Raw genomic sequence first — 12,541 nt, 5'->3', positions numbered from 1 at the left:
TCGCGCTTCGATGCTCTAGCGTACCCAGAAGCTCGGTACGAAGAGCACCAGCACGGTGAAGAGCTCGAGCCGCCCTAGAAGCATGGCCATGGCCATGATCCACTTCGCGCCCGTCGGCAGCGTCGAGAAGTTGCCCGCGGGGCCGACGATCTCGCCGAGGCCAGGCCCCACATTGGCGATCGCCGTGCCTGCCGAGGAGAGCGCCGTGACCGCATCGAGGTCGAACAGGCTGAGCAGCACGGCCACCGTGGCGAAGACCGCAAAGTAGATGAAGAAGAAGCTCAGGACCGAGCGGAACACGCTCTCGTCCAAGGGCCGTCCGTTGTAGCGCGCCACCGTCACGCGGTTCGGATGGCTGAGCTTCTGGATGTAGACGGAGAGCGCGTTGAAGGCGACCTGGAGGCGGAAGATCTTGAGCCCGCAGGAGGTCGATCCCGCGCACCCCCCCACGAACATCACGCAGAAGAAGAACCCCACTGCAAAAGGTCCCCATGCGTTGTAGTTGGTCGTGGCGTAGCCCGTCCCCGTCATCACCGAGACGATGTTGAAGGCCGCGGTCCTCGTCCCCTCCACCGGGTCGTAGCCCAGCGAGCTGACGATGCGGAAGGCGACGATGGCGGTGAAGAGGACCGCCGCCCCGACGAAGAAGCGCGCCTGGCTGTCCTGGAACAGCGCCCTTCCCTGCCCCCTCAGCGTAAGGATGTAGAGGCCGAAGGGCAGGCTGCCGAGGATCATGAAGGTGATCGCCACGACGTCGAGCGGCCCTCGCGCCACCTCGTCGGTCACGAAATAGCCGAAGGAGGCGTCCTTGGTGGAGTAGCCCCCCGTCGCCACCGTGGTCATGGCGTGGTTCATGGCGTCGAACGCCTCCATGCCGAAGAGCCAGTAGAAGGTGAAGCAGAGAAGCGTCAGCGCCAAGTAGAGGAAGAAGACGGCGGCGGCGAGATCGTCCGCCCCCGGCAGGACCTTGTCGGACTTGTCCGAGCTTTCGAGGCGAAAGAGCTGCATCCCACCCACCGATAGGAAGGGCAGGATGGCGATCGCCATGATGATCACCCCGATCCCGCCGATCCACTGCAGAAGCGAGCGCCACAGAAGGAAGCCTGGGGGCCTGCCGTCGAGCCCCGTCACAACCGTGGAGCCCGTCGTCGTCAGGCCCGACATGGCCTCGAAGAAGGCGTCGGTGAGGCTCAGACCCCCCTCGCCCAGATAGAGGGGTACGGACGCGGCGATCACCAGCGCCAGCCAGCTCGCCGTGGTGATGACGAAGCCCTGGCGCGTGGTCAGCGCCTCGATCCGGCCCCAGGCGCTGGCGGCGAGGCCCCCTCCCACCAGGGTGCAGAGCAGGGAGGAGGCGAGGAAGGAGCGCATATCCGCCCGCGCCGCCTCGCTGCCGTCGATCAGATCGGCCAGGACAGGCAGCAGCATGGTGATGCCGAGAACGGCGACGAACAGGCCGACGATCTGAAGAACGGGACGGATCTCGATCATATGAAGCTGCCGTAACCCCTCCCCTCCCCCGCGGAAAGACCCGAGTTTCGAGGAGCGACTGCCTGGCGGGAAGGAAACGGCGTCCACAATCCACGATTGCGTAGCTTTCCTCGTGCAGTCTCGAGCGAAACCGATGGCTCTATGCCGCCGAACAGCTAGGGTAAGGAGAAGCCGCCCCGTGTCGATGATGCCGCAACAGACCGAACGTTCAGCCCTGGTTCTCTCGGGAGGCGGCGCCCGCGGCGCCTACCAGGCCGGTGTCCTCAAGGCGCTCGCCCGCGCGCTGCCCGGCCCCCTGCCCTTCGAGGTGGTCACCGGCGTTTCGGTGGGCGCGATCAACGCCGCCGTCATGGCCGAGGGGGCGGAGGACTTCCGAGCCGCCGCTGACAAGCTGGAGCGGCTGTGGCGCTCGCTTCACTGCTCCTCCGTCTTCGAGACCGCGCCGGGCAAGCTCTTCGGGCGCATGTTCAAGATGGGTTTCGCCTGGACGGGCCTCGAAACGCCCAAAAGCCTTCTCGACGTGGAACCGCTGGCGAGGCTTCTTCGCACCGAGATCGACTACGAGAAGATCGAGGCCAACATCCTGCGCGGCCTGCCCCACTCCTTCGCGGTCACCGCCTCCTCCTACGCCACCGGCGAATCGGTGACCTTCTTCCAGACCGCCGAGGGGGGTTCGGACTGGTGCCGCGCCAGGCGCCGGGGCAAGGCGCGGCATGTCTGCGCCGAGCAGATCCTGGCCTCCGCCGCCCTGCCGGGGCTGTTCGAGGCGAGGCGGATCGAAGGCGCCTGGTACGGCGACGGCGCGCTGCGTCAGATGGCACCCCTCAGCCCAGCCATCCATCTCGGTGCCCAGAAACTGTTTCTGATCGCCGCCCGCGACGGCACCCCCGATGCGGAGGAGAGCCCGATCAGCGACCCCGACGAGTACCCGACCCTCGGTGTGCTGGGCGGTCAGATGCTGGACATCATCTTCAACGACAACCTCGATGCGGACCTCGAGCGGCTGCACCGCATCAACTACACCCTCTCCTCGATGATACCGGAGCGGCGCGAGCGGACCAATCTGCGGGCGCTGGAAACCCACATGGTCCGGCCCTCGCAGGACCTTCGCATGATTGCCGGCCAGCACATGGCCGAGGTGCCGCGAAGCGTGCGGACGATGCTGGGGGCCATCGGCGGCATGAAAGCGCCCTACGTGCTGCCGAGCTACCTGACCTTCGAGCCGGGCTATGTCGGTGCGCTGATCGACCTCGGCGAAGCGGATGCTGAAGCTTCGATGCCGCAGCTCCTAGCGTTTCTAGAGGGCGAGCCGGAGCGGCGGAGCTACGGGTAGCGGGTTTCAAGGGCAGGTTCTCGACCTCATCATCCCGGAAAGCCGCGAGGCTTATCCGGGACCCATGGACCGAGCCCGCAATACACGCCGCCGTTGTTCTTGAAAGGAACCAAAGGCCATGGGTCCCGGATCTTCGCTGCGCTACGTCCGGGATGACGGCCACGGGTTCGCTCCTCAATGAGGAAGAAGCGCAGCGGTGAAGCATGTTCCCAGCAAACCAACGGCCCTTCGGGAAGGCACCCGACCGGGTGCCCGGCCGCGCAGGCCGCCCTACCGGAGCGCCCTTGGCGCGTGAGGTCTTATAGAGGCACCACGCCGCGGGGGTCGACGGGGCGGCCGCTGACCCTGAGCTCGAAATGGAGGTGGTAGCCCGTCGCCCTGCCCGAGCGGCCGACGCGGCCGATCTTCTGGCCCGCCTTCACCTTCTTCCCCTTACGGATGTTGTAGCCTGCCAAGTGGGCGTAGTAGGTCTCGGTGCCGTCGCCATGGTCGATGATCAGCAGGCGTCCGTACTTCTTGTTGCGTCCGCGGAAGGCCACCTTGCCGCTCTTTGCGGCGCGCACCTCGGTCCCCTTGGGCGCGGCGATGTCGATGCCGGTGTGGTAGTTGCGCTTGCGCTTGCCGAAGTTGGAGGTGACCGTGCCGTCCACCGGCGAGGTGTAGCTGCCCTTCGGAGCGCTCGCGCAGCCCGCCGCTGCCACCATCAGCAAGACGGCGCCCAAAAGGCGCACATGGTTCATCGCCCGCTTCAACACCGCCCCCTTGCTGCCTGCGTTAACGAGACTATCACCCAAAAGGGTTTTGGGTCCGTGAAGGGACCTCCATTTTTGCCGGGGCGGATGCCGTGACACTTCTCGAGCTGATCATTCTCGCCTTGATCCAGGGCATCACCGAGTTCCTGCCGGTGTCCTCCTCCGCCCACCTCATCCTGCCCTCGGCGCTGATCGAGGGGTTCGAGGACCAGGGCGCGATGATCGACGTGGCCGCCCATGTTGGGACGCTGTTCGCAGTCATCCTCTACTTCCGCAGCGATGTCCTGCGCCTGATCGGCGGCGCCTTCGACCTCGTCCGGGGGCAGAAGAGCGACCAGCGCCAGCTCTTCACCGTGGTCGCCATCGGCACGATCCCGTTCCTGCTCGTCGCCACCATGGTGGCGCTGTCCGGCGTGGACGAGCTCCTGCGCAGTCCCGTGGTCATCGCCTGGGCGTCGATCGGCTTCGGGCTTCTTCTCTGGTGGGCGGATCGTCAGCCCGAGACCAAGACCGGCGACCCCAGCACGATCGGCGCGGCGCTAACCATCGGCCTCGCCCAGTGCTTGGCCCTGATCCCAGGCACCTCGCGCTCGGGCATCACCATCACCGCGAGCCGCTTCCTCGGCTTCGAGCGGCGGGAGGCGGCGCGCTTCTCCATGCTGCTCGCGATCCCCGCCGTGGGCGCATCCGGCCTCTACGCAGGTTACAATCTCGTCAGTGAGGGGGATGCCGGAAATATGGGGGCCGCCGTGCTCATTGCTGCTCTTTCCTTCGCGGCCGCACTCGCCGCTATCGCCCTCTTCCTCAAAGCATCCGAGCGGTTCAGCTTTACACCCTTCGTCGTCTACCGGATCGCGCTGGGGCTGATTGTTCTAACACTTGTCACGTAAGCGCGATTGATCCCGTTCACAAACACGTTATGTTAGCACTTATCGGGCGTACTGGTCCTGTGAGCATGATCGAGCGGTAAGGGGTGTTAACTCTTTCTTCAGCCTCTCGAACAAGCCTGAGGACGCCGCATCATCCGGTGCGGGTTGCTCGCTGAGATAGGGGCAGAACCATGAACCAGCAGACGATTGAAAAGCAGGACCGCCGGGTTTGCTACGTTCGGGAAGTGTTCGCGAAGGACGTTCGCGAGGACATCGAGCGTGAGCTGGAATCCAAATACGCGTTCGAGGACGACAGCGTGCTGTGGGCACTCCACGCTGACGACGGATCGCGCATCGCGCTGATGAGCGACCGCGAGATCGCCTTCGCCGCCGCTCGCCAGCACGAGATGATGCCGCACAGCGTCCACTGACGCAGGAGGCTATCGCTTCAGGCGGCTACTATTGTTGAGTTCGAGAAACTCCCGCTGCCCCGCAGCCGGGGGTTTTTTGTTGGTGACTTTATCCTTTTCAAACAGACGAAACGTAAGCGCCGGTGGCTGCTCCCCCTCAGCCTACCGGCAGCTCCCCCTCTGGAGGGGGAGCGAGATAGGGAGCGAACGCTGGTTCTGCTTCCCTCCCCCACTGGTGGGGGAGGTGCCCGAAGGGCGGAGGGGGCCGCTCGCGTTTGTAAGAGAGACAGAGGCTTCTATGTTGTCGGGGCAGCAGCCTACGCGGCCTGCTCTTCCGGGTCGGTGACCAGCGCGAGATAGCCGGCCTCGGCGTTGCTGGCGCGGCGGAAGTTCTCGACCACGCCCGGCATCTTGAAGGTCCTGGCGACGCGCGAGAGCGCCTTGAGGTGGCTGGAGCTGTCGTCACGCGGCGCGAGCAGCAGGAAGGCGATGTCCACCGGCTTGTTGTCGATGGCGTCGAACTCCACCGGGCGGCGCAGTCTAAGCGCGATACCGCTGAGGCGGTCCACATCGGCGCGGGTATGGGGGATGGCGATGCCGTGCCCGAGGCCCGTGGAGCCGAGCTGCTCCCGCGCCAGAAGCCCTTGAAGAAGCTCCCTTTCGCGCAGCCCGAACGCGCCCGCACCCATCTCGGCGAGGTGCTCCAGCACCGAACGCTTACAGTTGGCGGGCACGTCCAGATGGACGTCCTGCGGCGCGAGAATACCCTGCAACGACTTGGTCATAACACCTACAAACACCGCCCTGAGGCAATGCTCCTTCGTGGCGGACCGCCACTGACATCGAGGCCACCGACATGCGTGAGCCGTGCCAACCCCGGCGGGCCGTCTGGCAAAAGCCTAGCCTTTAGGCAAGCTCCCGGCCACGTGAACAGGGTTACGATTTGGCCGCAGCCTCGATCCAGCCGATATTGCCGTCCTCGCGCCGGTGGACGACGGAGAGGCTGCCGGTCTTGGCGTTGCGGAAGACCACCACGGGGGTCTCGCCCACATCGAGCTGCATGACAGCGTCGCCGACGCTCATGGAGTGGAGCGAGGTCTCCCGCTCGGCAATGACCAGAGGCGCATCGGCCTCGTCCTGAGCCTCGTCCTGCTCACCGAGACCCTTGAGCACGTAGGAGGATGCCATCTCGGCGGGCAGCGGGGTGCGCTCGCGGGAGTGGTGGTCCTTGAGGCGGCGCTTGTAGCGGCGGACCCGCTTCTCCAGCTTCTCCATGCCCTGGTCGAAGGCGCCATAGGCGTCGCCGCCGCGTCCGTTGGCGCTGAGGACCACGCCCGAGGCAAGGTGCACTGTGGCTTCGGTGGTGAACTCGCTGCCCTCCTTGCCGAAATTGACGTTCGCCTCGGCGCTGCGCTCGAAATATTTGTGAACCCCAGCCGCCATCTGCTCGCGCACATGGGACTGTAGGGACTCACCGAGATCGATGCCTTTGCCGGTGATTTGAACGTCCATGGGAAGCCTCCTTCTGTTCGCCCCAGAGAAACGGGCGAGGAAGGCTAGGATGTAGCGGAGCGTGTGACCGTGATCCAACGCACGGTGCAGTGAGGTATTCCATCTCTCCCTCGGGAGAGATGGACATCTACGATGTCGAGAGAGGGGGTATCGGGCGTCTACCCCTCTCCCCAAATCGAAGATTTGGACCTCTCCCGAGGGAGAGGTGAGACGCAGCGTCTAGATCCCCCGCTTCGCGGCCCTTTTCCGCTCCACCGAGGAGGGCACGCCGAGGCTCGCTCGGTACTTGGCCACGGTGCGCCGGGCGATGGCGATGCCCTGGTTGGAGAGCCTGGCGACAAGCTGGTCGTCGGAGAGGGGCGAGAGGGGCTCTTCCTGGTCGATCAGCTTCTGCAGCTCGTGGCGCACGCTTTCGGCGGAGTAGACCGTCTCGCCATCCGCCGAAGGGATGCCGGGTGTGAAGAAATACTTCAGCTCCAAAACACCCCTCGGGGTGTGCAGGTACTTGCCGGTGGTCACCCGGCTCACCGTGCTCTCATGCATGCCGATATTGTCGGCCACGGTCTTGAGGTTCAGCGGCCTGAGATGCCTCACCCCTTCGGCGAAGAAGCCGTCCTGGTAGCTGACGATCTCGCTCGCCACCTTCAGGATCGTGCGCGCGCGCTGGTCGAGGGAGCGGACAAGCCAGTTGGCGTCGTTGATCTGCTCCTGCAGGAACTTCTTGCTGTCCTCGGACTGCTTCCGGCCGGAGAGCTCGACATAGTAGTCCTCATTGGCGATGACCCGCGGCAGGGTGTGGCTGTTGAGCTCGATCCGCCAGGAGCCGTCGGCCCGCTCGGAGACGTAGACATCGGGCACCACCACCTGCACCGTGTCGGCGCCGTAGGCGAGGCCGGGCTTGGGGTTGAGCTTCTTGATGGCGGTGACGGCCTCGCGCAGGTCGTCATCATCCATGCCGGTGAGCTTCTTCAGCTCGGCGATCTTGTGGCTGCCCAGAAGCGCGAGGTTCTGAAGGAAGAGGCGCATCGGCTCGCCGAGCGCGCCCTCCTCTTCAAGCTGCAAGGTCAGGCACTCGCACAGGGTCCTGGCGCCGACGCCGGTGGGCTCGAAGCCCTGGATGGTGGCGAGGACCGCAGCGACTTCCGTTTCCTGGCAGCCGAGCTTCTCGGCGATGTCCGTGGTGGTAGCCGTCAGGTAGCCTGCCTCGTCGATCAGGTCGATGAGGTAGCGGCCGATGCCTGCCTCCATGGGGTCGCGCACGGCCAAGTCGAGCTGCTCCTCCAGCAGCTCGCGCAGGGACTTCTCCACGCTCACATGCTGGGCGGCGTCGTAGTCCTCGTCGCCGGTGGGCGCGCCGCCTGCGTTCTCCTTGATGCGCTCGCGGCGCTCCAGCACCGGCTCGTCGGAGCCGTCCGCGGGGCCACTCTCGGCCGCGCGGTCGGAGGCCTTGTCGTCGGCGGAAGCCGTAGCACCTTCGCCTTCGGGCGCCTCGCCGCGCTCCAGAAAGGGGTTCTCGAGAAGCCGCTCCTCGACATATTCCTGAAGCTCTAGGTTCGAGAGCTGGAGGAGCTTGATCGCCTGCTGCAACTGCGGCGTCATCGCCAGTTGCTGCGTCTGGCGTGCCTCCAAGCGGCCTGTCATGCGCATCGCGCCACCCCCCAGTTCACTGAACGAGGCCCCCCGGCCTCAGGCTGTTCAGCCCACTGGAAGTTGTCTAGCCGTTATACGTTTCCCCAAGGTATACACGGCGCACGTCTTCGTTGCTGACCACCTCGCCGGGCGGTCCTTCGAAGAGGACCCTGCCCTCGGCGATGACGCTGGCGCGGTCGATGATGTCGAGCGTGTCGCGGACATTGTGGTCGGTGATGAGGACGCCGAGGCCGCGGTCCTTGAGCTGGGTGATGAGCGACTTAATATCGGCGATGGCCAGCGGGTCGATGCCCGCGAAGGGCTCGTCGAGCAGCATGTAGTCGGGGCTCGTCGCCAGCGCCCGCGCGATCTCGAGCCGCCTGCGCTCACCGCCTGACAGGGCCGTGGCCATGGAGCCGCGCACATGGGTGATCGAGAACTCTTCCAGGAGCTCCTCGATGACTTCCTGACGGCGCTTCTTGTTGGGCCAGGCGAGCTCCGCCACCGCCTCGATGTTCTGCTCCACGGTGAGGCCGCGGAAGATCGACGCCTCCTGGGGCAGGTAGCCGAGACCCAGCCTTGCGCGCTGATACATGGGCAGGCCGGTCACGTCGTAGCCGTCGATCAGCACCTGGCCGCCATCGGCCTTTACGAGGCCCATCACCATGTAGAAGCAGGTGGTCTTGCCCGCGCCGTTGGGGCCGAGAAGCCCTACCACCTCGCCGCGGCAGACGCGGAAGTTCACGTGGTGGACGACCCGACGCTTGCGGTAGGCCTTCTGCAGGTTCTGCGCGACGAGACCCTTAGTGGTGTCCTTCTGAACGGCCTCGCCGTCCAGCTTGGCTGCGACGCTCCCCTCCATCAGCGGCTGGCCCGCTGGGGAAGAAGGCCCTTCACGCGGGAGCCCGGCTCTGCCGTCAGGCTCATCTCGCCGGTCTCGACATTGTAGATGAGGCGGCTGCCGGTGGCGACCTGACCGTCCTGGAGCAGCACCACGTTTCCGCTGACGGTCAGGGTCTGCTCGGCTGCGATGTACTCGGCCGCGTCCCCGGCGATGGCGTCGCCCGAGACCGAGGCGTAGCGCACCCGCCCGGTGGCCACGAGGCGCTGCAGCTCGTCGCTGCCTGCGGCCTGGAACACCATCATGCTGTCGGAGGTGAGGATGACGCCGGGCTGGCTGATCAAGACGTTGCCATCGGCATTGAGCTGCGAGCCGCCGCCCGTGCCCTGGACGATCTCGACGCGGTCCGCATCGAAGGTCGTCTCGGCATCGGGGTCGAAGGTGACCCTCGTGCCTTCCGTTTGCGCGAAGGCCGCTGCCGGGAGGAACCCCAGCGCGGCCAGTCCGATCAGTGCTCTACGCAAGACCCACCTCGTTTACCCCGCCTCTTCTGACTTCTCGGCGTCTAGCTGTCGCCGTCACCGTCGCCCTGCTTGTCCTCGGAACCCTTTTTGCGAGGTTTCAACGTCATGCGCACCCCGCCCTCCAGCACCACCCGGTCCTCGTTCTGGTAGATCGTCCCGCGGTCGGCGCGCAGCGTGCCGCGCTCGCTCTCGCCGGTCACCTCGGTGGAGGAGGTCACCACCTGGCTTTCGAGATCGGCCTTGGCCGCGTCGGTCTTGAGGACGAAGGTGCCGCCCGAGCTCGATTGTTCGAGCTCCACATCGCCGATCAGGTCCACGAGCTGGGCCGTCTGATCGTAGGTGCCGTCCTTGGCGCGCAGCACGCTGGTCCTGCCGTCCGGCTTGACCCGGCGCGCCTCGGGCCGGTCGAGGGCCAGGGGGTCCGCATCGTTCTGGCCGCGGGTCGCCGACTGCGCCGCCACCTCGAAGGGACGCCCGCTGAGGTCCTCACCAGCGTAGCGCGGCCGTGACAGCTTGACGCCCTCGCCGTCCTCGGTGGTCTCGATACCGCTGAACTGCGCCAGAAACTCGTGGTCCACCCGCGGCGGCGTGGCGCTCAGCACATAAGTGAGAAGAAGCCCGACCGCGAGGGCGGGTGTGACGAGGCGAAGCCGCCTGACACGCATGCTGTGGCGGCTGACACGGCGTGCCGACAGGTAGAACTCACGTTCGGTCGTCTCGCGATCGTCAGCCATATCCCGTCCAACCGTTCTTACCACCTGCAACCCTATGTGACACGGAGGGGGGAACGATTAAAGGGAGGATAGCCGGTCTTTCTCGTGAAAAGCCGCTTAGAAGGCTGATTTGCTCGCAGCTCAGGCGTGGGCGAAGATGTCGGTCTCGCCCCATCCGCCAAGGTCCAGCGCAGCCCTCGTCGGAAGAAAGGCGAACGCCGCCTCGGCCAGATGCCGCCGCCCTTCACGCTCCAAACGCTCGTCGAGCCAGGCTTTGGCATCGTGAAGATGGAGCACGTCGGAAGCCGCATAGGCCTTCTGGGCATCGGACAATGTCTCCGCCCCCCAGTCGGAGGACTGCTGCTGCTTGGAGAGCTCCACCCCCACCGCCTCGCGTAAGAGATCCTTGAGGCCGTGGCGGTCGGTATAGGTGCGCACCAGCTTGGAGGCGATCTTGGTGCAGTAGATGGGCGAGGTGTCCACGCCGAGATACGCCTTCATCACCGCCACGTCGAAGCGGGCGTAGTGGAAGATCTTGGTGACGCTCTCATCGGCCATCAATGCTTTCAGGCGCGGCGCTTCGTAGCCGTCGCGCCGAAGCTGCACGAGATGGGCGTGGCCGTCGCCCAAGGAGAGCTGCACCACGCAGAGCCTGTCCCTCGCCGGGTTGAGGCCCAAGGTCTCCGAATCCACCGCCACGCAGCCGTCGCGCGCGCCCGACCAGTCGAAGTCTTCGGGCAGGTCGTTCTCGTAGAGCTTGTTGGCCATCTAGGGTCCTCGGTCGGGTGGTGGGCAGCGGCGGGTGCTTGGCCCCGCCCTCCCGCGAAATCAACCGCGGCGGCGCAGGATCTTGGCGATGCCGTAGAGGCTGATGGCGATCCAGCACACCTCGATGACGAAGGAGGCGAGGTTGAAGGTGTGGGTCAGCGAGACGAGGATGAGCACCGCGCCGACGAGGTTCAGCACCGGGTAGCCGAGATCCTCCGAACGCAGCTTCTCGATCTGCAGGAGAAAATAGGCGAGGAGGATGAGGAAGACGCCGATGAGGCCGATAGTGTCGAACATGGCGGCGCTGTTGGTGGGAAGGCGCTTGATCGTCAATCGCTTTCATGGGCAAGGACACCTCAAGGAGTGAAGGAGCGAGCCCCTGCTGACCGTCCGTGTGCATAGCCCGACCCCTGGCGACGTGCTGAAGGCGCTGGGTGAGGTTGGGGGGGTGCGCTTCACCCGCGAGCCCGCCTCCCACCTTCAAGGAGCGGCCCTCATCACCTTCAAGGCGCCCCGTGACGAGGACATCTCGCGCTACGGGTGGATCCATATCGGCGGCGCCGGTCCCGACAGCATCCTGAACGCCCTTCAGGGATGCGAAGGCAGGCCCATCCTGACACGGACCATCGGCGCCATGGGAGAGCAGATGGGCGAGTACGTTCTCGCCTATGCGCTGACCTGGCTCCAGGACACAGCCAAGCGCGAAGGGTTTCAGGCGCGTAGCGACTGGCAGAAGGAGGCGAGCCTGCCGCGCTACCTGTTTGATCAGGATGTCGCCATCATCGGCATGGGGGCCATCGGCAGCGGGGTGGCGAAGATGCTCACCCCCCTCGCCCGCTCGGTTACCGGCTACAGCCGCAGCGGCAGGAATACCGAGGGGTTCGGCGCCTGCCGCCGTCTCGCCGAGTTCGAAGGGGCGGACATCGTCATCGCCACCCTGCCCGCCACCCGGCAGACGGACAGTCTGCTGAGCGATCCCTTCTTTGGACGGATGAACGGCGGGCTGTTCTTGAACATCGGCAGGGGCAGCGTGGTCGAGGAAGGCGCGCTTCAGCGAGCACTCGGCACCGGCAAGGTGGACCGCGCCGTCCTCGATGTCTTCCGCATGGAGCCTCTGCCCAAGGAGCACTGGGCCTGGACCCACCCCCGCGTGGCGGTCACCCCCCACGTGTCAGGGGTTACCCGCCCCGTGGACATTGCCGCAGCGTTCAAGGTGAAGCTGCCGCTGTTTTTAGAAGGTAGGCTGACGAACGAGGTAGATCGGGAAGCGGGTTACGGGGTGCGCTGACACCTACATTTTCCTCGGGAAGCGATCACTACGCATTCTCTCCGCTGCCCGCGGTTTAGCAAAGCCGCAGACCGTGGGATCCGTCTCCTGAAGCCTGTTCCACGTGCACCGGCGGGAGTTGGGTCCCACGGTCAAGCCGTGGGAAGCGTTAGAAGGAGATCGCAGCGCTTCCGTTGAGGACCCTTCGAAGCGCGACGGCGGAACGGGAAGAACCGCGACCGCGGTTCCGGGCCGGTCAGGGCCGCCCATCGGAGGCGCTACGCGCCGTGAGATCAAAAATTTCCCACAAAAAAGCCCGCCAAAGGCGGGCGGTTTTGTGGTGCCGCATGCCGGACTCGAACCAGCGACCTCCTCATTACGAATGAGATGCTCTACCACCTGAGCTAATGCGGCATGCTCCGGCAGCTAGCG

Annotated in this window: 14 protein-coding genes and 1 tRNA gene; 4 read left to right on the top strand and 11 right to left on the bottom strand. The window is 65.5% G+C overall.

The genetic code is table 11. The features are described 5' to 3' along the window. Nucleotides 1-15: 15 nt before the first annotated feature. Nucleotides 16-1,491: a TrkH family potassium uptake protein gene (locus tag NOG11_RS10575; RefSeq protein ID WP_256619726.1), complete on the bottom strand. Its 1,476-nt coding sequence runs from the start codon at nt 1,489-1,491 to the stop codon at nt 16-18. Between the two features lie 184 nt (nt 1,492-1,675). On the opposite strand from NOG11_RS10575, the gene NOG11_RS10570 reads away from it, so the two are divergent. Then, a complete protein-coding gene (locus tag NOG11_RS10570) occupies nt 1,676-2,824 on the top strand; it encodes a patatin-like phospholipase family protein (protein WP_256619753.1) in 1,149 nt (382 codons plus the stop codon). Nucleotides 2,825-3,123: 299 nt separating this feature from the next. Here NOG11_RS10570 and NOG11_RS10565 read toward each other — a convergent pair whose 3' ends face one another. Continuing rightward, nucleotides 3,124-3,576 carry a M23 family metallopeptidase gene (locus NOG11_RS10565; RefSeq protein ID WP_256619725.1) on the bottom strand — a complete coding sequence of 151 codons (453 nt, stop codon included), beginning with the start codon at nt 3,574-3,576 and terminating at the stop codon, nt 3,124-3,126. 92 nt (nt 3,577-3,668) lie between these two features. On the opposite strand from NOG11_RS10565, the gene NOG11_RS10560 reads away from it, so the two are divergent. Further along, nucleotides 3,669-4,466: an undecaprenyl-diphosphate phosphatase gene (locus NOG11_RS10560; RefSeq protein WP_256619724.1), complete on the top strand. Its 798-nt coding sequence runs from the start codon at nt 3,669-3,671 to the stop codon at nt 4,464-4,466. Between the two features lie 170 nt (nt 4,467-4,636). After that, entirely contained in the window at nt 4,637-4,876 is a 240-nt protein-coding gene (locus tag NOG11_RS10555; protein WP_256619723.1) for a DUF1150 family protein, read from the top strand. A gap of 296 nt (nt 4,877-5,172) precedes the next feature. On the opposite strand, the gene NOG11_RS10550 is transcribed toward NOG11_RS10555, so the two are convergent. The 8 genes from NOG11_RS10550 to NOG11_RS10515 form a co-directional block, all read right to left on the bottom strand. Beyond that, entirely contained in the window at nt 5,173-5,640 is a 468-nt protein-coding gene (locus NOG11_RS10550) for a PTS sugar transporter subunit IIA (RefSeq protein WP_256619722.1), read from the bottom strand. Between the two features lie 151 nt (nt 5,641-5,791). After that, on the bottom strand, nt 5,792-6,367 hold the full coding sequence (gene hpf, locus NOG11_RS10545; RefSeq protein ID WP_256619721.1) for a ribosome hibernation-promoting factor, HPF/YfiA family: 576 nt from the start codon (nt 6,365-6,367) through the stop codon (nt 5,792-5,794). A gap of 219 nt (nt 6,368-6,586) precedes the next feature. Then, complete coding sequence (rpoN, locus tag NOG11_RS10540) at nt 6,587-8,014, bottom strand: RNA polymerase factor sigma-54 (RefSeq protein ID WP_256619720.1); 1,428 nt, start codon at nt 8,012-8,014, stop codon at nt 6,587-6,589. A 67-nt stretch (nt 8,015-8,081) separates the two neighbouring features. Then, a complete protein-coding gene (lptB, locus tag NOG11_RS10535; protein WP_256619719.1) occupies nt 8,082-8,858 on the bottom strand; it encodes an LPS export ABC transporter ATP-binding protein in 777 nt (258 codons plus the stop codon). Beyond that, a complete protein-coding gene (locus NOG11_RS10530) occupies nt 8,858-9,361 on the bottom strand; it encodes an LptA/OstA family protein (protein ID WP_256619717.1) in 504 nt (167 codons plus the stop codon). The genes lptB and NOG11_RS10530 overlap by 1 nt, the downstream gene beginning before the upstream one ends. 41 nt (nt 9,362-9,402) lie before the next feature. Further along, nucleotides 9,403-10,095: an LPS export ABC transporter periplasmic protein LptC gene (lptC, locus tag NOG11_RS10525; RefSeq protein WP_256619716.1), complete on the bottom strand. Its 693-nt coding sequence runs from the start codon at nt 10,093-10,095 to the stop codon at nt 9,403-9,405. Nucleotides 10,096-10,215: 120 nt separating this feature from the next. Further along, nucleotides 10,216-10,842: a ribonuclease D gene (locus NOG11_RS10520; RefSeq protein ID WP_256619715.1), complete on the bottom strand. Its 627-nt coding sequence runs from the start codon at nt 10,840-10,842 to the stop codon at nt 10,216-10,218. Nucleotides 10,843-10,902: 60 nt separating this feature from the next. Beyond that, complete coding sequence (locus tag NOG11_RS10515; RefSeq protein ID WP_256619714.1) at nt 10,903-11,175, bottom strand: CBU_0592 family membrane protein; 273 nt, start codon at nt 11,173-11,175, stop codon at nt 10,903-10,905. Between the two features lie 61 nt (nt 11,176-11,236). Between NOG11_RS10515 and NOG11_RS10510 the strand changes: the two genes are divergently transcribed. Further along, nucleotides 11,237-12,130 carry an NAD(P)-dependent oxidoreductase gene (locus NOG11_RS10510; protein WP_256619713.1) on the top strand — a complete coding sequence of 298 codons (894 nt, stop codon included), beginning with the start codon at nt 11,237-11,239 and terminating at the stop codon, nt 12,128-12,130. A 317-nt stretch (nt 12,131-12,447) separates the two neighbouring features. Here NOG11_RS10510 and NOG11_RS10505 read toward each other — a convergent pair. Next, nucleotides 12,448-12,523, bottom strand: a tRNA-Thr gene (locus NOG11_RS10505). Nucleotides 12,524-12,541 lie beyond the last annotated feature (18 nt).

Origin of the sequence: Parvularcula maris (assembly GCF_024505085.1) — a bacterium.
Lineage (GTDB): Bacteria > Pseudomonadota > Alphaproteobacteria > Caulobacterales > Parvularculaceae > Parvularcula > Parvularcula maris.
This window is presented reverse-complemented; position numbering and strand designations above follow the sequence as displayed.